This window comes from Streptomyces sp. NPDC047108, assembly GCF_040643575.1.
Classification (GTDB): Bacteria; Actinomycetota; Actinomycetes; order Streptomycetales; family Streptomycetaceae; genus Streptomyces.
Genome location: NZ_JBEYUP010000024.1, coordinates 25831 through 49095, shown reverse-complemented (window position 1 = coordinate 49095; position 23265 = coordinate 25831). Strand labels below are relative to the sequence as shown.

Sequence of the window (23265 nt, the reverse complement as noted above, 5' to 3'; positions counted from 1 at the left end):
GGCGGGACGGGACGGCGGTACGTCGAAGTCCCGTCGGCGGTACGGCAGTACGGGTCTACGGCTCGACGACGACTTCCTGGGCCGCGGCCGTCGCGTCGGCGATCAGCGCCGCGTCCGTGGGGACGTTCCGCTTCACCAACGCCAGTGCGATCGGCCCGAGTTCGTGGTGGCGCGCCGATGTCGTGACGAAGCCGAGCTGCCGCCCCTCCTCACCGTCCGCGGCCAGGCGGACCGGCGCCCCGTGGCCCGGCAGCTTCACCTCGCTGCCGTCCAGGTGCAGGAAGACCAGGCGCCGCGGCGGTTTCCCCAGGTTGTGGACGCGCGCCACGGTCTCCTGACCGCGGTAGCAGCCCTTCTCCAGATGGACCGCCGACTCCAGCCAGCCCAGCTCGTGCGGGATCGTCCGGTGGTCGGTCTCCAGCCCGAACCGCGGCCGGTGCGCCTCCACGCGGAGGGCCTCCAGGGCCATGACGCCGATGGCCGGGCCGTGCGCCTCCGCGAAGGACTCCAGGTCGGAGCGCGGCAGGAAGAGATCCCTGCCGTGCGCGGTCTCCCGTACGGCGACGCCCTCCGGCGTCTCGGTGATGGAGCCCGCGGGCAGGTGCACGACCGCGTAGTCGCCGGTCGCGTCCTTCACCTCGACCCGGTAGAAGAACTTCATGCTCTCCAGATAGGCGATGAGATCGTCCTGGCTGCCCGGCTCGACATGGGCCCAGGTCGTCTCGCCGTCGTCCACCAGATAGAGCGCGTGCTCTATGTGGCCGTGCGCGGAGAGCACCAGGGCCTCGGTGGCGCGGCCCGGCGGCAGTTCGCTGACGTGCTGGGTGAGGAGCAGATGCAGCCAGCTCAGCCGCTCCGCACCGGTGATCGTGACCACACCGCGGTGCGAGAGGTCCACGAAGCCGGTGCCGTCGGCGAGCGCGCGCTGCTCACGGAACAGATCGCCGTAGTGAGCGGCGACGCCTTCGTCGGGGGCCTCGGCGGGGACGGCGCCGGGCAGCGACAGCAGGGGGCTCTTCATGGCTCTTAGCCTACGGTCCGGTCCGCGGTCCGCCAGGGCGCCCTTTCCCCCGTCCGGCCACCGGCCCGCCGTGCTCCCCGGTAGGTGCTCCCGTACGCGCCCTCGTGGGCCCGCCCGTGCCCGCCGCTTCCGTCCCCGCGGCTCCTCCGGCCGCCGCCTCGGCCGCCGCGGCCGTGCAGTTCCGGCACCGGCCGAAGATCGCGAAGTGCTTGAGATCGGTGTCGAACCCGAAGGTCGCGCGCAGCTCCCGCGTGAAGTCCTCGGCCACGGACACGTCGGCCTCGATCACGTCCGAGCAGTCCCGGCACACCAGATGCAGATGGTGGTGCCGGTCCGCCAGGTGGTACGTGGGCGCGCCGTGCCCCAGGTGGGCATGGCTGACCAGCCCGAGCTCCTCCAGCAGCTCCAGCGTCCGGTAGACCGTGGAGATGTTGACGCCGCCCGCGGTGCGCCGCACCTCGGTGAGGATGTCGTCGGGAGTCGCGTGCTCCAGCTCGTCCACGGCCTCCAGCACGAGCTGGCGCTGCGGCGTCAGCCGGTACCCGCGCTTTCGTAGATCGCTCTGCCAGTCGGTGGTCACCACAGGGTCAGTGTAGGAGGAGACCGGCGGTCACGGCCGGGGCCGCCCGCCCGCGGCGGGGTGTGCGGGCGCCGGAGGGGTGGGCGCCTCCTGGAGGAGCGTTCGTCTGCCGGACGAAGCGGGCGCCTACTTGAAGAAGGCGATGCCGTCGTCCGGCAGGTCCCCGAGGTCCTTGGCCCACTCGCTCGGGTCGACGACCTTCTTGAGCTGGGCCGACATGTACGGACGCAGCTCGACCTCCGGGGTGGCCTTCTCGCCGACCCACATCAGATCGCTGTTCACGTACCCGTAGAGCCGCTTGCCGCCGGAGTACGGGCCGGAGGCCCCGGTACGCGCCACGGCGTCGGTGGCCAGGTCGATCTGCGGCTTCTGGTCGGCCAGCTCGCCGTACCAGACCTCGACGACACCCTGGTCGCGGGCCATGACGACCTCGACCTTGCGGTCCTTGTCGATCCGCCAGTAGCCCGTCTCGGACTCCAGCGGACGGACCTTCTTGCCGTCGCTGTCGAGCACCCAGGTGTGCGAGACGTACTCGAGGAAGTCCCGGCCGTCGTGGCCGAAGATCACTTCCTGGCCGAAGTTGCACTTCTCGTCACCGGGGAAGTCGAAGACACCGGCGCCTTCCCAGCGGCCGAGGAGGAAGGCGAGGGGGACGAGGTCCGGGTGGAGGTCGGACGGGATCTCGATCATGAACTCAGGCGATCTGTGGGAGGGGTGTGACGTCGGCGGTCAGCGCTGGCCCTGGAAGAGCTTCTTCACGGTCAGCCCCGCGAACGCGACCACGCCGACGGCGACGAGGACCAGCATGGCGGTGAAGAATGCATCAAGCACGAGCGCGCTCCTCGGCGGATCGGCGGGGGTACGGGTTCGTAAATCCTCCGTCGATTCTAGTCGGCGCCGGACGGCGCCCGCGCCGACCCCCTGGCCCGCCGCGGTCCCGCCCTCTCGGCCGCCCGGCGCGGCTCTAGAGTTGCCGCATGGCGAAGAAGCTCGTGATCAAGGTGACGGCCGGTGCGGATGCGCCGGAGCGGTGCTCGCAGGCGTTCACGGTGGCGGCGGTCGCCGTGGCCAGCGGTGTCGAGGTCTCGCTCTGGCTGACCGGCGAGTCCGCGTGGTTCGCCCTGCCGGGCAAGGCGGGCGAGTTCGACCTGCCGCACGCGGCTCCGCTGCCCGAGCTGCTGGATGCGGTGCTCGCGGCCGGCCGGGTCACCCTGTGCACGCAGTGCGCGGCCCGCCGGGACATCACGGAGAAGGACGTGATCGACGGGGTCCGGATCGCGGGGGCCCAGGTCTTCGTGAGCGAGGCCGTGGCGGACGAGACGCAGGCGCTCGTCTACTGACGGTCCGCGGTGACCGGCTGCCGGCAGGTACGCCTATGGCGTGTCTTTCCGGCCTAGGCCGTGTCTTCTGGATCAGCTCGGGCCCGCGACGCCTGGCACGGCACCTCGCCGCGTTGTCGGAGCATCCGAGTAGGCCCACTACGAGGACGCTCCTCCGCCTTGCGATGCACCGCACCATACGCCGCGGGCTGATCCGAACTGATCCAGAAGACACGCCCTAGCGCCGGTTCTTGCCGTCGAGCTCGTCCCACCACCGGTCGGACTGCGGATCCCCCGAGGGGTCGTCCCACCAGCGGTCGTCGGGCCCGCGGCGGTTCGCGACGATCGCGGCGACCGGAGGGATGACCATCGCGACGACGCACATCGCGACGGCGGCGGGCACCGACCACAGCCGTACGACGCCCCAGGCCAGCACGAAGAGCCCCACGCAGAGCCCCATGAGGACGAAGTAGCGCCGTCGTCGCACCGCGTACATGCCTTCAGCGTACGACCGGAACGGGTCCCCGCGGCGGCTCCGGACGGGCTCGTGAAGACGTTTCGGACACCGGTCCGGACGCGGCCGGAACGGGTCCGGACACGGCGGAGGGCCGCATCCCGCAGAGCGTCCAACCCTGGGATGCGGCCCTCCCGCCCGGTGGGCCGGGGCGGGGCGGGCGTCGCGCCGACGCCCGCCGTTCCGGCCGCGGGGTGCCGTCAGACGGCGATGGCGACGTCGGCCGCGGCGCCCTGCTGGGCGACGACCGTACGGTCGACCGTCCCGCCCGGCACGAGGGCGCGGAGCGTCCAGGTGCCGGGGGCGGCGAAGAACCGGAACTGGCCGGTCGCCGAGGTCGGGACCTCGGCGGTGAACTCGCCGCCGCCGTCGAGGAGGCGGACGTAGCCCGAGACGGGCTCGCCGTCGCGGGTCACCGAACCCTGGATGATCGTTTCCTTGGCCACGTCAACACCTGCCAGGTCCGGGCCGCCGGCTGTTGCTCCACACATGTGCGTCCTTCTTCTTCCGTGAGAGGGGTCGGCCGTAGGCCAGGGGTCACTTGGCGGCGCCGAGCTCGATCGGCACGCCGACCAGGGAGCCGTACTCGGTCCAGGAGCCGTCGTAGTTCTTGACGTTCTCCACGCCGAGCAGCTCGTGCAGCACGAACCAGGTGAGCGCGGAGCGCTCGCCGATCCGGCAGTAGGCGATGGTGTCCTTGGCGAGGTCCACCTTCTCGTCGGCGTACAGCTCCTTCAGCTCGTCGTCCGACTTGAAGGTGCCGTCGTCGTTGGCGTTCTTGGACCACGGGATGTTGCGGGCGCTCGGCACGTGGCCGGGGCGCTGCGACTGCTCCTGCGGCAGGTGCGCCGGCGCGAGCAGCTTGCCGCTGAACTCGTCGGGGGAGCGCACGTCGACCAGGTTCTGCGAGCCGATGGCCGCCACGACGTCGTCGCGGAAGGCGCGGATCGCAGTGTTCTGGGCCTTGGCCTTGTAGTCGGTGGCCGGACGCTCGGGGACGGCCTCGACCAGGTCGCGGGAGTCGAGCTCCCACTTCTTGCGGCCGCCGTCGAGGAGCTTGACGCTGTCGTGGCCGTAGAGCTTGAAGTACCAGTAGGCGTAGGAGGCGAACCAGTTGTTGTTGCCGCCGTAGAGGATCACCGTGTCGTCGTTGGCGATGCCCTTCTGCGACAGGAGCTTCTCGAAGCCGTCCTGGTCGATGAAGTCACGGCGCACCGGGTCTTGGAGGTCCTGCTTCCAGTCGATGCGTACGGCGTTCCGGATGTGGTTCTTTTCGTAGGCCGAGGTGTCCTCGTCGACCTCCACGACGACCACCTTCGGGTCGTCGAGGTGGGCCTCGACCCAGTCGGCGTCCACGAGGACGTCACTGCGGCTCATGTTCTTCTCCTCCGGGGCTGGAAGCACCCCCAGGTGAAGTGCTGGGGGCGGCGGATTGCGCGAGCGTTGCGGGCTGTGCGGTCGCGCCGTTTCGGTTCGGGGTGCGCGAGAGGGCGCGCCGCTGCGATGAGCGGGAGCGGCCCGCCAAAGGGCCTGCGGAGAGCGGGAGTCGGGGACTCCGCTTCAGAAGCTGCGACAGAGCATGGCAGCGACACGGCACAGATCGACTGCCCGCCGCTTCGTGAGATCCGCCTGTCGAGTCATGCCTCGATCGTAAGGAGGGTGCGGGTGGCATGTCACCGGCGTGTCATATCGTGAGACGCAGATATCCGCAATGCGGGATCGAGGATGACCGGATCCGAGTGCCACGCCCTGCGGCGGTCTGGCGGGCGCGGGGCCTTCTGCGGTACGGACGCTGGTGTCTCGCTCCTCGGAACGCGGCCCGAGGAGTCCTGGTCGGAGGGGGTTCCCCGGCGGGCGCGCCGGGCCGAGCGGCATCCGGCCGTACCGTCCGGCCCGTGCCGCGGGCCGGGGGAGGTGCTTGCGGGAGCCCGGCCGGCGCGCGGCCGTCGGCATCAGCCCGCGAGCCGCACCTGGCTGCCGGTGACCGCGATGTCGACACCGTCGGGGGTCGCCACGACCTTGTCCAGCTCGATCCCCTGCGGCATCCCGATCAGCTTGCGGTCGAAGTCGATCTGCTCGCGCACGACCTTCTCCAGGCCCGGTACCTCGGAGCCCGGGACCGACTCGGCGCGCAGCCGGATCGTGTCGCCGTCCACGACGCTGACCGTGCTCACCACGCTCCGCCGGAAGGTCTGCCCGAGGAGCGGGAGCTGCAGCTTCGCGGTGACCTTCACCTGGCTCTTGCCCGCCTGGTCGCGGCCGCCGTAGCCGACCGTGACGCCATCGCGGGACGCCTTCGACAGGTCCGCGTACGAGATGTGGGCCGAGCCGGTGGCGCGCTCCGCGGTGGCGGAGGAGAAGTCGCTGCCGATCTCCACGTCGTGCAGTTCGGCGCTCATCCTGCCGACCCGGATCTCCTGCCCGCCCGCGCCGGCCCTGGCGCCGTCGAGGGTCACCTCGACCTCGTCGAGGTGCTGGCTCGCGACCTGGGTGAGGAAGGGGAAGCCCTTGATCGAGACCTCGGGGTCGCCGCTCAGGCCCTGGGTGTTCTTGATCTTCTCCGCGGCCTCGTCCTCGGCCAGGCCGACGGCGATGCGGTCGGCCGCCACGAAAAGGCCCCCCAGGACCACGGCGACGATCAGGAGTATTCGCAGTGCGCGCATTGAGCTGTCTTCCCCACCCTCTGGACCAGTCCCCGTTCAGATCCGCTGTCCCGCGAGCCTAACGGCCCGGTCAACGGAAGGGGAGGTTCACCCGAACGAGCGAGTTTGTGTCACATTCCCGTCCAGAGCGGGGGCGTACGGCGCGGTCGGGCCAAGGGGGCTCTGAGGGAAGGGTGTTGGGCGGAGCGCGACGGCGGGAGGCGTCCGGCAGGGCGCGGGAGCGGACGGGCGACCTGACGGCCGGGGCCGCTCGGGTCCGTCAAGGGCGCCCGGGCGGCGGGCCCGTGGGCGTCAGCCCAGGGCCCGGCCCAGGACGTAGACGGCGGGCGCGGCCACGGCGAGCGGCAGCGCGACCCCCGCGGTCAGGTGGACGAAACGCGACGGGTAGTCGTAACTCGCCACGCGCAGACCGATCAGGGCGCAGCCGCCCGCGACCGCGCCGAGCAGCGCTGCCGCGGCGCCGCCGACGCCCGTCGCCCCGCCCGCCACGATGCCCACGCCCGCGGCGGCGACCAGCGCGGCTGCGGGGGAGACGTACGGCGGCAGGCCCAGCGCGCGGGTCAGCGTGGCCACGGCGACGGCTGCCGCACCCACGACGACGGCGTCGGAGGAGACGTCGACGGCGGCGAGATGGCCGGCGGCGAGCACGGTGAAGGCGCTGGACGCGATGCCGGCGGTCAGCGCGTAGAGCCGCTCGTCCGCCGAACTGTGGTTGCGGAGCTGGAGGACCAGGACGAGCAGACACCAGACGCCGAGGGTGCCGAGCGCGACCGTCGGCGCGTACTGGCGCGCGGTCGACAGGAGCGCGATGTCGGTGGCGAGGCCGCCCGCGAACGCGAGGGCGATGCCCTGACGGGCGGGCCACATGCCGTTGAGCCGGTACCAGCCCGCAGCCGTCAGTGCCTGCAGCAGGACGACCGGCACGGCGAGTGCGAAGGGGCCGAACGGTCCGTGCACCAGCGCTGCGAGCGCCAGCAGCGCCGACAGCGCGGCGGTGAGCAGCGCGGGCTCCATCCCCGGCGGAATGATCGGCGAACGCCCCTCCGCCCGTGCCCGCTGGGCCGGCGTGAGGGAAGCGTCCGACGGGGTCGGGAGGACGGGCGCTGCGGTGGCGGCAGGAGCGCCCCCCGCGCCTGCACCCACACCTGTGCCCCCGCCCTTGCTGTCGGAGTGCTCCCACGTCGCGGCGGGGTGGCCGGGGCCCGGCGCCGGTGCGTGGCCAGGGGCCTGGGGCTGCGCGGAGGGATGGGGAGCGTGGCCCTGCGCCTGGGGGTGGCCCGGCGCGGGCGCGTGGCCAGGCGCGTGCGTACGGCCCGGCGCCTGGGCGTAGCCGGGCGCCTGCGGATGACCTGCGGCCCGCAGCGGACCGGGGGCGCCCGGCCCCGCGGCGTGGGGGTGGCCGGGCATCGGCGGGTGGTGCGGTGCGGGCTGCTCCGGCGGGAGGGGGCCGGGGCCCTGGGGCTGCTGCTGGTACGGCGGCAGATGCTGGTACTGCCCGCTGTCCTGGTACGTCGGGCCGCGCCAGGTCTGCGTCTGCGGATCCTCGGGCATGTGCTGCCCGCCCGGTGCGCCCGGCCGCGGCCAGTTCGCGCCCTGGGGTCCGGGGTGGACCGGCTGCTGGGCCTGCTGCGCGTACGGGTCATGGGCCCCGTGGGGTCCGGCTGCGTGAGCCCCGGTCCCGTGAGCCCCGGCCCCGTGAGCCCCGGCCCCGTGGGCGTGGTGGGCGTCGTACGGCGGCTGGTGCTGCGGATGCTGCGGGGGCTGCGCGTGCGGGTCGCCCGGACGGGAGCCGTACGGATCGTGCTGTCCGTACGGCCCGTTCGGATTCTGCGGCTGGTCGTTCATCGCGTCGCGCTCACCCTCCTGCGAACGGCGGGAGCACCTCGACCGTGCCGCCCTCGGCCAGTGTGACCGTCCCATGGCTGCGGGTCCCGACCGGGGTCCCGTCGACGAGGAAGGAGCAGCGCAGGAGTACGCGGGCGAACTCCGGCCGCTCGCTGTGGCGTCGGCGCGCCGCGTCGAGGGCGTCGGCGAGGGTGGCGGCCTCGTACGGCTCCTCCGCCGTCCCGGCCGCGGCTTTGGCCGCCGCCCAGTAGCGGATCGTGCCGTGGGCGCGGCTCCCCGACCGGGCGGCGTCCGCCGCGCTCCCGGCGGTTCCGGTGCCGTCGGCGGTCGTCGCGTCCGCGGCGGTCGTCGTGCCGTCGGCGGTGCTCGCGCCCTCGGGCCGCGAGCCGCCCGGTCCTGCCGCGGCGGCGTGCGCGCGCGGCGTGGCCTGCGATGCGGCCATGGGGGCTCCTGTTCTCCGTCCTCGGCGGTCGGTGTGCTCCTCGCGGAGCGCGCCGCCCTCCATCATGGCGTCTGCGGCGGGCTGCCGGGGCGAGGCGACCGACCCGGAGGGGTCCGGCCCGACGGCGGCGGCGTGCCCGTACCCGGCCCGACGGCCGCCACCAGCCAGTCCGCGACACGGTCGAGCAGCGCGGCTTCCGCCGCGTTCTCCGCGTGTCCCAGGCCCTCCTCGATCCACAGCTCGGCCGCGCCCTCGGGCGCCGCCGCGGCCAGCGAGAGCGGATGGTCGAGCGGGAAGTACGGATCCTGGTCGCCGTGGACGATCAGCAGAGGCACCGGCGGGATCAGCGGCACCGCCTCGACGGGCGAGAGCGGCACCGGGCTCCAGTCCTTCGCATGGATACGGGTGCGCAGCCCGAAGCGGCCGACGAGCCGCCCGACCGGCCGCTGCACCACCCAGTGCAGCCGCCGCATCGGAGCGGTGCCGCGGTAGTACCAGCGCGCGGGGGCGCTGACTGCCACGACGGCGTCGGTGTGGGTGCCGGGCCGGGACGAGGCGGTGTCGCCGGGAGTCTCCGTCGCGTCCGCCGGCGGGGGGCGGTGGAGCGCCGCGTGCCGGATCACCACGGACCCGCCCATCGAGAACCCCGCCGTCGCGACCCGCGTGTGCCCCAGGGACCGGGCCCACCGCACCGCGGCCGCCAGGTCGAGCACCTCGCGGTCGCCGACGGTCGAGCGTCCGCCGGACCGTCCGTGGCCGCGGAAGGAGAACGTGATCACCGCCGCGTGCCTGCCGAACGTCCGGGCCGCCCGCTGCAGGGCGGGGCGGTGCAGAGAGCCGGTGAAGCCGTGGGCGACCACGATGGCCAGATCGTCGGAGGGCCCCGCTCCGGCGCCCTCACCGCCGTCCTCGGCGCCCGTCAGGGACGTGTCCCCGCCGTCCGCGGCACCCTCCGCGGGCCGGTCCCCGGCGCCCGCCCGGGGCTCGTACGCGGCCTCGATCCGCACCCCGTCGTCCGTCAGGAGCGTCGTCCGCAGGTGCCCATGACGGATACCTGACGTGATCGAGGGAACACGGGTTCGTGCGTCATCGGCCTCCGGTCCGGAACTCATGTGGGCTATTCTTGCTGCCCAGAGGACTCGGGCAGTGCAGCCCCCGGGTCCTTTCGTGCTTTCAGGCGCCTTGGTGCGCGAAAGGAGCGCGGGCGTGCTCCGGTAGCGGGGCCGCCGCCGCAGACGGTACAGAGCCGTGCCGCAGACTTCCCCAGGCCACTGGGTTGTGCCCCCATCACGGGACCGAGGAGGAACCGACGTCATGGGCAAGCCAAGCGTGCGAAGCGTGCAGAGCCGTACGATCCGGACATACGGATACGTCCCCGCGACAGAAGGGGGCCGTCGATGAGCTCACTCCTGCTGCTCACCAACGCCCTGCAGCCTTCGACCGAAGTCCTCCCTGCCCTCGGGCTGCTCCTGCACAGCGTGCGGGTCGCGCCGGCGGAAGGCCCGGCGCTCGTGGACACCCCGGGCGCCGACGTGATCCTCGTCGACGGGCGGCGCGACCTGCCGCAGGTGCGCTCCCTCTGCCAGCTCCTGCGCTCCACCGGTCCCGGCAGCCCGCTGATCCTCGTGGTGACCGAGGGCGGTCTCGCCGCCGTCACCGCCGACTGGGGCGTCGACGACGTCCTGCTCGACACGGCAGGACCGGCCGAGGTCGAGGCCCGGCTGCGGCTGGCCATGGGCCGGCAGCAGATCACGGCCGACGACAGCCCGATGGAGATCCGCAACGGTGACCTGTCGGTGGACGAGGCGACCTACAGCGCCAAGCTCAAGGGCCGGGTGCTCGACCTGACCTTCAAGGAGTTCGAGCTGCTGAAGTACCTCGCGCAGCACCCGGGCCGGGTGTTCACGCGGGCGCAGCTCCTCCAGGAGGTGTGGGGCTACGACTACTTCGGCGGTACGCGGACCGTGGACGTCCACGTACGGCGTCTGCGCGCGAAGCTCGGGCCCGAGCACGAGGCGCTGATCGGCACCGTCCGGAACGTCGGCTACCGCTTCGTCACTCCCGAGAAGGCCGAGCGGGCCGCCGAGCGCGACGCGAAGGGGTCCGAGAAGGCCGAGGCGGCGGAGGCCGGCGGGTCCGCGGGCAAGGGTTCCGGCGGGTCCGGACGAGGAGAGGCGCGCGAGGTGTCGCGGAACGGTGCCCAAGCCGTTGCCGCACGCCCGGCCAAGGGCTGAGTCATCCCGCGTAGACTGCCCGCCGTGGCCAAGGTGACGCGTGACGATGTGGCAAGGCTGGCGGGAACCTCGACCGCGGTGGTCAGCTACGTCATCAACAACGGACCGAGGCCGGTCGCGCCGGCCACCCGCGAGCGAGTTCTCGCCGCCATCAAGGAGCTGGGCTACCGGCCCGACCGGGTTGCGCAGGCGATGGCGTCCCGGCGCACGGACCTCATAGGGATGATCGTCCCGGACGCGCGGCAGCCGTTCTTCGCGGAGATGGCCCACGCCGTGGAACAGGCCGCCGCCGACCGCGGAAAGATGGTCCTCGTCGGCAACTCCGACTACCTGGACGAGCGCGAGGTCCACTATCTGCGGGCCTTCCTCGGCATGCGCGTGGCCGGGCTCATCCTGGTCAGCCAGGGCCCCAGCGAGCACGCCGCCGCGGAGATCGACGCCTGGGACGCCCGCGTGGTGCTGCTGCACCGGCGCCCCGACGCGATCGACGACGTGGCCGTGGTGACCGACGACGTGGGCGGCGCCCAGCTCGCCACCCGCCACCTCCTGGAGCACGGGCACGACTACGTGGCGTGCCTCGGCGGCGTGGAGTCCACCCCGGCGAGCGGCGACCCCGTCACCGACCATGTCGAAGGCTGGCGCCGCGCGATGCGCGAAGCGGGGCGGCCCACGGAGGGCCGCCTTTTCCAGGCCCAGTACAACCGCTACGACGCGTACAAGGTGGCGCTGGACCTCCTCGGCGGCCCCGACCGGCCGCCGGCGATCCTGTGCGCCACCGACGACCAGGCGATCGGCGTGCTGCGGGCCGCGCGCGAGCTGCGCATCGACGTCCCCGGGGAACTGGCCGTCGCGGGATTCGACGACGTGAAGGAAGCGGCGCTCACCGACCCGCCGCTCACCACGGTCGCCTCGGACCGCGAGGCGATGGCACGGGCCGCGGTCGACCTGGTCCTGGACGACGGACTGCGGGTCGCCGGGTCGCGGCGGGAGCGGCTGAAGCAGTTCCCGTCGGGGCTGGTGATCCGCAAGTCCTGCGGCTGCCACTGAGCAGTCCGGCCGCAGTTCCGACGGCGTTCCACGCGGCACGCGGCACGCCGCGCCCACGCCGCACGCCGACCGCGTCCCGGGCCTTGCCCCCACCGCGTCCGGGCCGTGCTCCGGCCACCTTCCGGCCGTGCGTGACGTGCTCGCCGAGCGCCCGCCCGCGGCTTCTCGTCCGGTTCTCAGGGCGGTCTCAGCGGATTCTCATCTTCGGCGGTGAGAGTCGGTGGCATGACCGACAACGAAGCGTTGCGCAATCCGTATCAGGGGCCGCGGATCCCGGACCGGCCGACGTACGAGCCCCCGGTGGCCGGGCCCGGTGGCGTCACCATCTGGCCGGGCGGGGGCGGCGGCGCCGCTCCGGGCGGACCGGGCGGTGGCGGTGCCGCCGGCGTCGGCCCGGGTGACACCTTCGGCGCGGGCGACTACGGGTCCGGAGGGCGGGGAGGCGGCGCGCACCGGCGGGCGCGGAAGCCCGTCGCCCTGATCGCCGCCGTCGCCATCCTCGCCGCCGGAGTGGGCGGTGGCACCGCGCTGTTCGTGGACCGTCTCGCCTCCGGCTCCGGCTCCGGCGGCAGCAGCGCCGTCGCCGGGACCGTCACCTCGAACTCGGTCTCCACGGACGGCACGACGGCATCCGTCGCCAGTGCCGTGAGCCCGAGCGTCGTCGAGATCATCGCGACCTCGCCGAGCGGCCGCTCCACCGGCTCCGGTGTCATCACCACCGAGGACGGCGAGATCCTGACCAACAACCACGTCGTCTCCGGCGCCTCGTCCGTCAAGATCCGGTTCAACGACGGGAAGACGGCCACCGCCGAGATCGTCGGCACCGACCCCGATCTCGACATGGCCCTGGTGAAGGCGCGGGACGTCAGCGGGCTGAAGCCCGCCGTGCTCGGCGACTCCGACCAGGTCAAGGTCGGTGACGAGGTCGTCGCGATCGGATCCCCCGAGGGCCTGTCCGGCACCGTGACCAGCGGCATCATCTCCGCGCTCGACCGCAAGGTGACCGTGCAGAAGGAGGACGGCGGTGGCGGGGACGGCGGCCGGCCGGGCGGCGGCGACCGGTGGCCCTTCGAGTTCGGCGGCGGCCAGTACAACGGCGACGTCGGCGAGTCCACGACCACGTACAAGGCGCTGCAGACCGACGCCTCGCTCAACCCCGGCAACTCCGGCGGCGCGCTGGTCGACATGCAGGGCCGGATCATCGGCATCAACTCGGCGATGTACGCCCCGGCGTCGGCGGCCGGCGCGCAGTCCGGCAGCGCGGGCAGCATCGGCCTGGGCTTCGCCATCCCCGTCAACGACGTCAAGAAGATCCTCGACGACCTGCGTGACGGCGGCAGTGGCGGCTGACCGCCGTCGCAGACCGCCGACGCCGCCCCCGGCGTGCGAGGCTGACAGCGTCCGTCCCCGCCGCCGAAGACCACCGAGGTACGAGCCCGCATGAGTCCCGCCGAAGGCGACCACCGGATCCTGATCGTCGACGACGAACCCGCCGTGCGCGAGGCACTCCGGCGCAGCCTCGCGTTCGAGGGGTACGGCACCGAGCTGGCCGTCGACGGGATGGACGCGCTGGAGAAGGTCGCGGCCGAGGAGCCCGACCTGGTCGTGCTGGACGTGCTGATGCCCCGGATGGACGGCCTGACCGCGGCCCGGCGGCTGCGCTCGTCGGGCGTACGGGTGCCCATCCTGATGCTGACGGCGCGCGACACCGTCGGCGACCGCGTCACCGGCCTGGACGCGGGCGCCGACGACTACCTGGTCAAGCCGTTCGAGCTGGACGAGCTGCTGGCCCGGATCCGCGCGCTGCTGCGGCGCAGTTCGTACGCGGCCGGCGCCGGCGTGCCCGAACCGCCGGACCACGTCCTGACGTTCGGCGATCTGCGGATGGACCTCACCACGCGCGAGGTCACCCGCGGGGAGCGCGCGGTCCAGCTCACGCGGACGGAGTTCACGCTGCTGGAGATGTTCCTCTCCCACCCCCGCCAGGTGCTGACCCGCGAGCAGATCCTGAAGGCCGTCTGGGGCTTCGACTTCGAGCCGGCGTCCAACTCCCTGGACGTCTACGTGATGTACCTGCGCCGCAAGACCGAGGCCGGCGGGGAGCCGCGGATCGTGCACACCGTGCGCGGTGTCGGGTACGCCCTGCGCGGCGCGGACGGCGGCACCCCGTGAGCCGGAGCAGGGCCCCGCTGGCCGGCCGGCTCCGGCGGCTGCCGCTGCGCTCGCGGCTGGCCCTCCTCGCGGCGCTCGCGGTGGCGGTGGCGGTGGCGCTGTGCGCGACCGCGTGCTGGTTCCTGGTGCGCGGAGCGCTGGTCGACTCGCTCGACGCGTCGCTGCGGGACAGCCGCGGCCGCTTCCCCGACCGCGTCGTCATCGCCGCCCTGGACTCCGGCGACTGCCGGGCCACCCCGCCCCCGCAGAACGAGCAGGAGCTGGAGGACCCGTTCCGGTCCACGGTCCAGGTGGTGACGCGCGAGGGCACCGGCTGCGTCGTCCTCGGACGTCAGTCGCTGGACGTGACGCCCGAGGACACCGCCGTCGCGAACGGCACGTCGGACGACGCCGTGCACGACGTCAAGGGCTCCAACGGGGCCGAGTACCGCGTCCTGACCACCCCGCTGCGCGGCACCGACGCCGCCGTCTCGGTCGCCCGGCCGCTCGGCGAGGTCGACGACTCGCTCGACTCGCTCGCGCTCGTCCTCGTCCTGGTCGCGGGGGTCGGCGTGATCGGGGCCGCGAGTGCCGGGCTGTGGATCGCCCGGGCCGGGCTCAAACCGGTCGACCGGCTCACCGACGCGGTCGAGCACGTGGCCCGTACGGAGGACCTGGCGGTCCGGATCCCGGCCGACGGCGAGGACGAGATCGCCCGGCTGTCACGGTCGTTCAACGCGATGACCGCGGCGCTCGCGTCCTCCCGCGACCGGCAGCAGCAGCTCATCGCCGACGCGGGACACGAACTGCGCACCCCGCTCACCTCGCTGCGCACCAACATCGAACTCCTGCTGCGCAGCGAGGAGACCGGCCGTGCGCTGCCGCCCGGCGACCGGCGTGAGCTGCTGGACTCCGTACGCGCCCAGGTCGCCGAACTGGCCGCGCTCATCGGCGATCTGCAGGAGCTGTCCCGGCCCGACGCGGCGGCCGGGAGCGCGGGCGGCGAGGTCGTGGCGCTGCACGAGGTCGCCGACCGGGCCGTCCAGCGGGCCCGGCCGCGCGGCAAGGGCCTGACGATCACGACGGATCTCGACCCCTGGTACGTGCGCGGCGAATCCGCCGCGCTGGAACGGGCGGTGATCAACCTCCTCGACAACGCGGTGAAGTTCTCCGGCGGCGACGAGCAGGGCGAGGGCGAAGGGGCCGAGGGTGAAGGGGCCGGGGGTGAAGGGGCCGCCGGGGGTGTGGGCCGTTCGGTCGAGGTCGCGCTCAAGGACGGGGAGCTGACCGTACGGGACCACGGGCCCGGCGTACCGGACGACGAACTGCCGCACGTCTTCGAGCGGTTCTGGCGGTCCCCCTCGGCGCGCAGCCTGCCCGGCTCCGGGCTCGGTCTCTCCATCGTCGCCCGCGCGGTCGCGCAGGCGGGCGGCCAGGTGGCCCTGCGCCCGGCGGAGGGCGGCGGTGCGGTCGCGGTCGTCACCATCCCGGGGACGGACCGCCCCCCGGCCGGCGCCTGATCCCCGTACGGCATGCGGTGTGGCCGTGTCCCGGGCGGGTACGCCTGCCGCGGTGCCGTCCGGGCCGGACGCCCCGTGCCGTACTGTCCCCACACCGGCCCGGGGCTCCTTCTCCCTTACTTCCGGTGGCGGGCCGCTTCGCCGAACGGCAGGTCCATGCCGGACAGGTCGGCGCGGATGCCGTCCTCCTCCACCGAGATGTTCCGCAGCCGGACGTAGCCCGGCACCTCCGGCAGCTCGAAGGCCAGCGAGAGCCGCTCCGAGATCACCGGGGGCGTCAGCTTCGTCAGCCCGGCCAGCAGCGAGCGGTCGATGCCGACCTTCTCCAGCAGCCAGGGGTGATCGGCCACCACATCCACGAGGTTGAGCCCCATGGCCTGCTGCACGAAGCGCGGCGACCCGGTGATCTCGTTGAGCCGCTTGTCACTGCGGAGCGTCTGCTCCAGGGCCGACGGCGGCACGCCGAACCGCTGCGCCAGTGAGGGCACCGACAGCAGCGCCTTGGCCTGCGCCACGTTGCGCCTGACCTTCTCCGCGCCCTTGCGGGTGAGCTGCAGCCCGGCCTTCTTGCCGGGCTTGTACGTGGCCACGTCCGCGATGTCGAGCCGCATCCCGGTGATGTCGGTCTCGATGCCCCGGCCGCCGACGCGCCGGATGTGCGCCTCGGCCCGCATCCGCAGCTCGTGTCCCGCGACGGGCAGCGTGCCCACGGCCCGCACGGAGTTGCGGCCCCGCTCGGTGAACTTCACCTGGGAGGAGCCCAGTTCGCGGTTGAGGTCGTCGAAGGAGAGCAGCACGTCGCCCTCCATCCGCCCGATGACCGCGCCCTTGATGGACGAGGGGAGGCTGCCGGTCAGCCGCACGTTCCGGGCGGACGCCTCCACCTTGGCGAGCGAGACACGGTCGGCCGCGACGTCGGGAATGGCCACATCCACGCGGTCCAGACGCTTGCCCGCCATCTGCGTCAGGAACGGGAAGCCGTGGATGTCGACCTCCGGATCCGCCGCCAGATGAAGGGAGTCCTTCAGCTTCTCCTCGGCCTTGTTCTCCGCGTAGAGCACCGCCCAGCGGTCGGCGACGGTCAGGAACGCGGCCGCGACCAGCACCGCGACGACCGCCTTGAAAGCCAGCGGCAGCGCGGCGAACCGTCCCCGGCGGCGGCGCGACCTGCGGTGGTCGGGTGCGGTCCAGGCGTCTTCCGCCCCGTCGTCCTCGCGGAGGCCGAGGCCGAGCGGGTCGTCGTCCTCGCGGGCGCCGCCCGGGCCGTAGGACGCGTAGTCCTCCTCGGGATCGGCGAGCGCGGCCAGATCGTCGTACGGGTTGCGCGGCGTGGCGGGGCCGGCCGTGCCGACGGGGGCCTGGGCTCCGCCCGGGTCGTGGGGGACGGCGGCGTAACCGTCCTGGGTGAGGGCGGCGTAACCGTCGTAGGGGGCGGTCGCGTAACCGCCGTGGAGGGAGGTGGCGTCACCGGTCGTGCCGGCCGGCGCATACCCGTGACCGCCGTCGGCGTGCACGGCTCCAGCGGGGGAGGCTTCCGCGTTGGGGTCCCCCGCATAGGGGGCCTCCTCGTGAGCGTGCTCCGCATAGGGGCCTGCCGCGCTGTGACGCAGGGGTATGCGCGTGGGGGTTCGCATCGGGACATCCGATCACGCGGCCCACCCCCGACCGCAAGTTCTACGGGCTCAAGTCGGCCAGTGCGTCCGACATCACACCGCGGCCTGCCGAAACTAGACTCGTCCCGGCAAGGCGGGCACGCCGTCCTGCACGACGACGAGGTCCTCGATGACGACGCCGATGCCTCCGCGCGGCCACCGCGCGGTCCCCCACACCGCGGACATCCGCCTCGAGGCATGGGCGCCGACGCGCGACGAGTGCATCGCGGAGGCCGTGCTCGGACTCGTGGAGTCGTTCGCCGACGTGTCGGGGGTACGGCCCGAACGCCTGGTGGCCTTCTCCGTGCCCGAAGGGCCGGCCGAGGACCTGCTGCTCGCCGTCCTGGACGAGGTGATCTATCGGCTGGATGTGCACGGTGACGTCCCGGTCGACGTCGAGGCGGCGGCCTCCATGGGCGCGGAACAGGGAGCGGAGGGCGGTGACGAGGAGGCCGGGCCGGGTGACGGCGCGCTGTACCTGCGGTTCGCCGTGACCGACGCCGAGCACGTACGGGCGGTGGGCGCACAGCCGAAGGCCGTGGCCCTGCAGGGGCTGCGCTTCGCTGCGGAGCACGGGCGCTGGTCGTGCGGAGTGACGGTGGACGTCTGACCGCGGCCGCCCCGACCGCGTCGTAAGGTCGTTCAGCCCTTCACGACGCCCAGCGGGGTCAGGCGGGCGACCTTCCGGCAGAGCCCCGCCGCCTCGCTCGTCCCCACCACCGCGTCCACGTCCTTGTACGCCTCCGGCGTCTCCTCCGCCAACCCCCGCCAGGAGCCGGCCCGTACGGCGATCCCCTTCCGCTCCAGCCGGTCCCGCAGCTCCTTGCCCGGCACCGTCCTGACCGCCGCGTGCCGGCTGAGCACCCGGCCCGCGCCGTGGCAGGTGGACGCGAACGCCGGTCCGCCCGCCACCCCCGTCAGCACGTACGAGGCCGTGCCCATCGTCCCCGGGATCAGCACCGGCTGCCCGAACGGGCCCAGCCCGGGCGGCAGTTCGGGGTGGCCCGGCGGCAGCGCCCGGGTCGCGCCCTTGCGGTGCACGCACAGCCGCCGCGGCTCGCCGCCGACGCCGTGGGTCTCCGTCTTGGCGAGGTTGTGGGAGATGTCGTAGACCAGGTCGAGGGGGGACGCGGTGACCTTGGCGAAGACCTGGCGGGCGGCGTCGGCGAGCAACTGCCGGTTGGCGCGCGCGTAGTTGGCCGCGGCGGCCATCGCCCCCAGGTAGGCACGGCCGCGCGGTGAGCCGACGGGCGCGCAGGCGAGCTGCCGGTCGGGCACCTCGATCCCGTGGCGCGCCATGTCGGGTTCCATGGCCCGGACGTGGTCGGTGCAGATCTGGTGCCCGAGGCCGCGGGAACCGCAGTGGATCATGACGCAGACCTGGCCCCTCCGCAGGCCGAACGCCGCCGCCGCGGCGTCGTCGTAGACCTCGTCGACCTGCTGCACCTCCAGGAAGTGGTTGCCCGAGCCGAGGCTGCCGACCTGGCCGAGGCCGCGGTCCAGGGCACGCACGCCCACCTGCCCCGGGTCGGCGTCGGAGACCGCGCCGCGGTCCTCGCACCGCTCCAGGTCGCGGGGTTCGCCGTGCCCGGCCTCCACCGCGTAGCGGGAGCCGCCGGTCAGGACCTTCTCGAGTTCGCCGGGACCGGAGAGGTGCCAGACGGCGCCGCGCCTCATGCCGCGCGGGGTCGCGTGGCCGAGCCCGTCCATCAGCCGCTCCAGGGCCGGCCGCGTCAGCTCGGACGCGGTCAGGCCGGCGGCCAGCAGCCGTACCCCGCAGGAGATGTCGAATCCGACGCCGCCGGGCGAGACGACCCCGCCGCGGTCGATGTCGGTGGCCGCCACGCCGCCGATGGGGAAGCCGTAGCCCCAGTGCACGTCGGGCATCGCGTACGACGCGGTGACGATGCCGGGCAGCGTGGCCACGTTCACGACCTGCTCCAGGGCCTCGCCGCCTCGCGGCAGCAGGTCGCGCGAGGCGAACACGACGCCCGGCACCCGCATGGGGCCGTGGCGGTCGATCCGGAAGCGGTGCGGTGTCTCCTCCACGATGTCCATGGCACGTCCATGACTCCGGCCGTCACCTGCGTCCCGGCGCGGAACGCCGCGGGACGGGGCGGTGCGGCCCGGTCGGGTACGGGCTCCCTTCCGGGGTGCCCGCGACGGCGCGGGCCATGCGCCGGACGGGACCCCTGCGAGGGCCGGAGTGTCGTGCGGACATGACGACGGCCCGGCGGGGTGGTGTCCCGCCGGGCCGTGGCCGGTGATGCCGTGGTGGTTCGGAGCGGCCGGGGCGCGGGACGGGTCGTGGCCCGTCCCGTCGCCCGGCCGGGTTACTTCTTGACCTCGATGCGGTCCGCCTTCGGCGGGTCCAGGGGGTCGGAGGCCGAGGAGTGCTCGCCGAAGTACGCGATGAGCGCCTCCAGGTCGGACTTCCCGACGAACTTGTCCTTGCCCTCCTTGAAGGCCGCGAAGCCGTCGCCGCCGCCGGAGAGGAACTCGTTCATCGCGACGCGGTACGTCTTCGCCGGGTCGATCTTCGTGCCGTCGAGCTTCACCGAGTCCTTCACGACGCGGTCAGCGCCGGACTTCGTCATGTCCAGGGTGTAGGTGAAGCCCTTGGAGACCTGAAGGATCTTCGGCGACGCCTCGTTGGCGCCGCTGACCTGCTGCTGCAGGGCGGTGATGAGCTGCTCACCGGTGAGGTCGATCGCGGTCATCATGTTGGTGAACGGCTGGACGGTGAACCCCTCGCCGTACGTCACCACGCCGTCGCCCTCGTCGCCCGACGCCTTGTGCACCAGGTCGGACCGGACGCCTCCGGGGTTCATCAGCGCGATCTGCGCGCCGCCCTGGTCGTCCGGGGCCATCGCCTCGAGCTGGGCGTCCGAGATCAGGTCGCCGAGCGGCGTCTCGGGCGTGGTGGCGCCGCGGCCCGGGATGTCGGCGGAGATGTGGCCGATGGGGCGGTTGGCGATCGGCGCGGCCAGCTTGTTCCAGCGCTTGATCAGCGAGGTCATGTCCTCGGCCTTGGGCTGGTCACGGCGCACGACGTGGTTGGCGGAGCCGACCTTGGTGCGGACGATGTCCCCGGTGCGGCGGTCGTACGTGAGCGTGGTGTCGGTGTAGAGCTTGCCGAACGAGGCCGCGGAGGTGACCATCCGCGGGTTGCCGTCAGGGTCCGGGATCGTGCACACGTACGCCTGGTGCGTGTGGCCGGTGACCAGCGCGTCGACCTTCGGCGAGATGCCCTTGGCGATGGCGGAGATCGGGCCGGAGATGCCGTCGCCCGGACCGGGGCTGTCGCAGTCGTAGTTGTAGTCGGGCGACTTGGGAGTCCCGCCCTCGTGGATGAGAGCGACGATCGACTTCACGCCGCGCTTCTGCAGTTCCTTGGCGTACTTGTTGACCGTCTTGATCTCGTCGTGGAACTTGAGGCCCTTGACGCCCTCGGCGGACACGATGTCCGGGGTGCCCTCCAGGGTCACGCCGATGAAGCCGATCTTGACGCCGCGCTTCTTCCAGATCGTGTACGGCTTGAGGATCGGCTTGCCGGTCTTCTCGTCCGTCACGTTGGCCGCGAGGTAGGGGAAGTCGGCGCCCTTGAAGACCTTGCCGTCCTCGAAGCAGCCGTCCTTCGGGTGGCAGCCGCCCTTCTGGAGGCGGGTGAGTTCCTTCCGGCCCTCGTCGAACTCGTGGTTGCCGACGCCGGTGACGTCCAGGTCGAGCTTGTTCATCGCCTCGACGGTCGGCTCGTCGTGGAAGAGCCCGGAGACCAGCGGCGATGCGCCGACGATGTCGCCCGCGGCGGCGGTGACGCTGTACGGGTTGCCCTTGCGCGCCTTGCGCAGCGAGGTGGCCAGGTACTCCGCGCCGCCCGCGTCGATCTTCGTCGTGCTGCCGTCCGCGTTGTGCTCGGTCACCTGGCCCGAGGACCCGGCCGGGGGCTCCAGGTTGCCGTGGAAGTCGTTGAAGGAGAGCAACTGCACGTCGACCGTGCGGCCGTGGCCCTTGCCGTGGCGGTCGGTGGTCTCGGCTCCGGCCGGCAGGGCGGCGGTCAGGATGCCGGCCGCGGCAGCCAGCGCGGCGGCACCCACCGCGAACCGGCGGACGGCGCGGCGACGTTGTGGTGTCGCTGGCATGGGTTCCCCTTCTGTGACAGCGAGATGCAGCGGAACGACGGTTCCGGGTCGGGGGCAGCCTACGGTCAACGCGCGTAGCGTGTCAGGACTGTTGAGGTAACGAGCACATTGCACCTGGGGAGATCATCGTCCGCTTTGGTGGGGCAATGGTGACGAATGCGGCGAAGCCGTACGTCCGAACGGCGGGCGCCCGCCCGTCCGTCCGTGCCGAGGCACCGTCCGTCCGCGCCCCGTCCCGCCCGTCCGCGCCGTGGCACCGCCCGTTCCGCGGCCACGTCCGTCCGGCCACCGTGAAGGCCCGCCCTCCCGCGTACAGGCCGCGAACGCCCGTCCGGTGGCCCGCACTCCCGCGGATTCCTCATCCCGTCCCTGCCCGGGTGGTCCGCCTCCGGGGCACCGGGTCGTAGGCTCTGGTCATGAGCAATCTGGTGGACGGTGCGGGTGCCGCGCGCAGCATCGAGATCCTCGACGAGGTCGGGCCCGAGGCGATGCCGGAGGTCCTGGAACTGCTCGAGGAGGCGGCCCGCGTCGACGGGCAGCAGGCCGTGTCCGAACAGGGCCGGCTCCAGCTCCGCGGCGGCCCGCGCGAGGGCGTACGGCACCTCCTGCTCCACGAGGACGACGGCGAGGGCGGCCGCCTCCTCGCCGGCTACGCCCAGCTCGAGGAGACCGACCCGGTCGAGGCTCCGGCGGCCGAGCTGGTCGTACGCCCCGAGCGCCGCGGGCGCGGCCACGGACGGGCCCTGGGCAGCGCGCTCCTGGAGACCTCGGGCAAGCGGCTGCGGCTGTGGGCGCACGGCGGCCACCCGGCGGCGCGCCACCTGGCGCAGGTGCTCGGGCTCTCGCTCTTCCGTGAGCTGCGGCAGATGCGGCGCCCGCTGGCCGGACTCGACCTGGCGGAGCCGGTGCTGCCGGAGGGCGTGACCGTGCGGACCTTCCGCCCCGGTGACGACGACGCGGCGTGGCTGGCCGCCAACGCCGCTGCCTTCGCCCACCACCCGGAGCAGGGCACGCTCACCCAGCGGGACCTGGACGACCGCACGGGGCAGCCCTGGTTCGACCCGCGAGGCTTCTTCCTGGCGGTACGGAAGGAGCCGGAGGGCGAGCGCGTCGTCGGGTTCCACTGGACGAAGATCCACGCCGAGGAGCAGCTGGGCGAGGTGTACGTGCTGGGCGTCGTCCCCGGCGAGCAGGGCGGCGGCCTGGGCAAGGCCCTTACGGCGGTGGGCCTCAGGCACCTGGAGGCCCAGGCCCTGCCCACCGCGATGCTCTACGTGGACGCGGACAACACCCCGGCGGTGAAGGTCTACGAGCGCCTGGGATTCGTCACGCACGAGACGGACCTGATGTACCGCACGGAGACCTAGCCCGCGGGGTGGGTGTGGGCGCGGAGCTGCGGAGCCACGGAGCTGCGGAGCTGCGGAGCCTGGCGGCGCGTTGGGGCCTGCGCGTTGGGGCCTGAGGGCGTGGGCGTCTGGCGGTATGGGGGTCTGGGGGTTGTGGCCGGGTGCTGGCCGGTGGGTGGTTTTGGAGCATTGGGGGTGGGGCGGAGGTCGGCTGAGCTGGGTGTCCGGGGACGGCCGTCGCATGGTTGCGGTACAGGCGGTTCGTGTGTCCGGGAGGTCTCCGGGGGCGGCCGTCCCATGGGTTTTGGCACGGGTGGTTGGTGTGTCCGGGAGGTCTCCGGGGGGTGTTTTCAGAATGCTTGACTTGAGGCAAGTATTTTCGCAACGGGTGCTCGGGGGACGGCCGGGAGTTGGGCCGGTCCTGTTGTGACCTTGCCGGTCACCGGCCGTCACTGCGGGAGCGGGCCGTCACCGGCCCCGTGCCTGCCCCGATGCTCGGCTGTGCGCCGCAGGCGCGAGACGAAACCGCTTCTCGCGGGACGGCGGAAGTCCAGCCGGGCCGGCGCCCTGGCGGGCCCGCGCCGCCCCAGCTCCCGGCCGGTCACCGGCCGTCACTGCGGGTGCGGGCCGTCACCGGCCCCGTGCCTGTCCCGATGCTCGGCTGTGCGCCGCAGGCGCGAGGCGAAACCGCTCCTCGCGGGACGGCGGAAGTCCAGCCGGGCCGGCGCCCTGGCGGGCCCGCGCCGCCCCAGCTCCCGGCCGGTCACCGGCCGTCACTGCGGGTGCGGG

General features: G+C 73.2%; 21 protein-coding genes. 8 read left to right on the top strand and 13 right to left on the bottom strand.

Annotated elements, in window-relative coordinates; genetic code table 11:
* Positions 1–55: 55 nt before the first annotated feature.
* The 3 genes from ABZ822_RS29330 to ABZ822_RS29320 form a co-directional block, all read right to left on the bottom strand.
* Positions 56–1021: a folate-binding protein gene (locus ABZ822_RS29330; protein WP_360860818.1), complete on the bottom strand. Its 966-nt coding sequence runs from the start codon at positions 1019–1021 to the stop codon at positions 56–58.
* A gap of 10 nt (positions 1022–1031) precedes the next feature.
* On the bottom strand, positions 1032–1604 hold the full coding sequence (locus tag ABZ822_RS29325) for a transcriptional repressor (protein ID WP_360860816.1): 573 nt from the start codon (positions 1602–1604) through the stop codon (positions 1032–1034).
* A gap of 123 nt (positions 1605–1727) precedes the next feature.
* The gene (locus tag ABZ822_RS29320; protein ID WP_360860814.1) at positions 1728–2291 is read right to left on the bottom strand and encodes an FABP family protein; all 564 of its coding nucleotides are present in this window, start codon (positions 2289–2291) and stop codon (positions 1728–1730) included.
* 287 nt (positions 2292–2578) lie between these two features.
* Here ABZ822_RS29320 and ABZ822_RS29315 point away from each other — a divergent pair, with 287 nt between their 5' ends.
* A complete protein-coding gene (locus ABZ822_RS29315) occupies positions 2579–2941 on the top strand; it encodes a DsrE family protein (protein WP_360860812.1) in 363 nt (120 codons plus the stop codon).
* A gap of 217 nt (positions 2942–3158) precedes the next feature.
* On the opposite strand, the gene ABZ822_RS29310 is transcribed toward ABZ822_RS29315, so the two are convergent.
* The 7 genes from ABZ822_RS29310 to ABZ822_RS29280 form a co-directional block, all read right to left on the bottom strand.
* On the bottom strand, positions 3159–3416 hold the full coding sequence (locus ABZ822_RS29310) for a DUF3099 domain-containing protein (protein ID WP_360860810.1): 258 nt from the start codon (positions 3414–3416) through the stop codon (positions 3159–3161).
* Positions 3417–3634: 218 nt separating this feature from the next.
* The gene (locus ABZ822_RS29305) at positions 3635–3925 is read right to left on the bottom strand and encodes a DUF1416 domain-containing protein (protein ID WP_360860808.1); all 291 of its coding nucleotides are present in this window, start codon (positions 3923–3925) and stop codon (positions 3635–3637) included.
* A gap of 46 nt (positions 3926–3971) precedes the next feature.
* The gene (locus ABZ822_RS29300) at positions 3972–4811 is read right to left on the bottom strand and encodes a sulfurtransferase (RefSeq protein ID WP_360860806.1); all 840 of its coding nucleotides are present in this window, start codon (positions 4809–4811) and stop codon (positions 3972–3974) included.
* Positions 4812–5386: 575 nt separating this feature from the next.
* Positions 5387–6097 carry a DUF2993 domain-containing protein gene (locus tag ABZ822_RS29295; RefSeq protein WP_360860804.1) on the bottom strand — a complete coding sequence of 237 codons (711 nt, stop codon included), beginning with the start codon at positions 6095–6097 and terminating at the stop codon, positions 5387–5389.
* Between the two features lie 291 nt (positions 6098–6388).
* Positions 6389–7942, bottom strand: coding sequence for a hypothetical protein (locus ABZ822_RS29290; RefSeq protein ID WP_360860802.1), 1554 nt, complete (start codon positions 7940–7942; stop codon positions 6389–6391).
* A gap of 10 nt (positions 7943–7952) precedes the next feature.
* Positions 7953–8198 carry a MoaD/ThiS family protein gene (locus ABZ822_RS29285; protein WP_360860912.1) on the bottom strand — a complete coding sequence of 82 codons (246 nt, stop codon included), beginning with the start codon at positions 8196–8198 and terminating at the stop codon, positions 7953–7955.
* Between the two features lie 248 nt (positions 8199–8446).
* Positions 8447–9496 carry an alpha/beta fold hydrolase gene (locus ABZ822_RS29280; RefSeq protein ID WP_360860800.1) on the bottom strand — a complete coding sequence of 350 codons (1050 nt, stop codon included), beginning with the start codon at positions 9494–9496 and terminating at the stop codon, positions 8447–8449.
* A gap of 285 nt (positions 9497–9781) precedes the next feature.
* Between ABZ822_RS29280 and ABZ822_RS29275 the strand changes: the two genes are divergently transcribed.
* The 5 genes from ABZ822_RS29275 to ABZ822_RS29255 all read left to right on the top strand — a co-directional run bounded on the left by ABZ822_RS29275 (position 9782) and on the right by ABZ822_RS29255 (position 15336).
* Positions 9782–10618, top strand: coding sequence for a response regulator transcription factor (locus tag ABZ822_RS29275; RefSeq protein ID WP_360860798.1), 837 nt, complete (start codon positions 9782–9784; stop codon positions 10616–10618).
* 24 nt (positions 10619–10642) lie between these two features.
* The gene (locus ABZ822_RS29270; RefSeq protein ID WP_360860796.1) at positions 10643–11665 is read left to right on the top strand and encodes a LacI family DNA-binding transcriptional regulator; all 1023 of its coding nucleotides are present in this window, start codon (positions 10643–10645) and stop codon (positions 11663–11665) included.
* A 225-nt stretch (positions 11666–11890) separates the two neighbouring features.
* Positions 11891–13015, top strand: coding sequence for a trypsin-like peptidase domain-containing protein (locus ABZ822_RS29265; protein WP_360860794.1), 1125 nt, complete (start codon positions 11891–11893; stop codon positions 13013–13015).
* Positions 13016–13105: 90 nt separating this feature from the next.
* Positions 13106–13837, top strand: coding sequence for a response regulator transcription factor (locus tag ABZ822_RS29260; RefSeq protein ID WP_360860792.1), 732 nt, complete (start codon positions 13106–13108; stop codon positions 13835–13837).
* Positions 13834–15336 (top strand): HAMP domain-containing sensor histidine kinase, encoded by a 1503-nt coding sequence (locus ABZ822_RS29255; protein WP_360860790.1) that lies wholly within the window; start codon positions 13834–13836, stop codon positions 15334–15336. The genes ABZ822_RS29260 and ABZ822_RS29255 overlap by 4 nt, the downstream gene beginning before the upstream one ends.
* Positions 15337–15452: 116 nt before the next feature.
* Here ABZ822_RS29255 and ABZ822_RS29250 read toward each other — a convergent pair whose 3' ends face one another.
* Positions 15453–16970: a DUF2993 domain-containing protein gene (locus ABZ822_RS29250; RefSeq protein WP_360860788.1), complete on the bottom strand. Its 1518-nt coding sequence runs from the start codon at positions 16968–16970 to the stop codon at positions 15453–15455.
* Positions 16971–17118: 148 nt separating this feature from the next.
* On the opposite strand from ABZ822_RS29250, the gene ABZ822_RS29245 reads away from it, so the two are divergent.
* Positions 17119–17598: an archease gene (locus tag ABZ822_RS29245; protein ID WP_360860786.1), complete on the top strand. Its 480-nt coding sequence runs from the start codon at positions 17119–17121 to the stop codon at positions 17596–17598.
* Positions 17599–17630: 32 nt separating this feature from the next.
* On the opposite strand, the gene ABZ822_RS29240 is transcribed toward ABZ822_RS29245, so the two are convergent.
* Together ABZ822_RS29240 and ABZ822_RS29235 are read right to left on the bottom strand one after the other, a co-directional pair.
* Positions 17631–19046 (bottom strand): RtcB family protein, encoded by a 1416-nt coding sequence (locus tag ABZ822_RS29240; RefSeq protein WP_360860784.1) that lies wholly within the window; start codon positions 19044–19046, stop codon positions 17631–17633.
* Positions 19047–19321: 275 nt separating this feature from the next.
* A complete protein-coding gene (locus ABZ822_RS29235; protein ID WP_360860782.1) occupies positions 19322–21130 on the bottom strand; it encodes a bifunctional metallophosphatase/5'-nucleotidase in 1809 nt (602 codons plus the stop codon).
* Positions 21131–21618: 488 nt separating this feature from the next.
* Here ABZ822_RS29235 and mshD point away from each other — a divergent pair, with 488 nt between their 5' ends.
* Positions 21619–22497, top strand: coding sequence for a mycothiol synthase (gene mshD, locus ABZ822_RS29230; protein ID WP_360860910.1), 879 nt, complete (start codon positions 21619–21621; stop codon positions 22495–22497).
* The last annotated feature ends 768 nt before the right edge of the window (positions 22498–23265 follow it).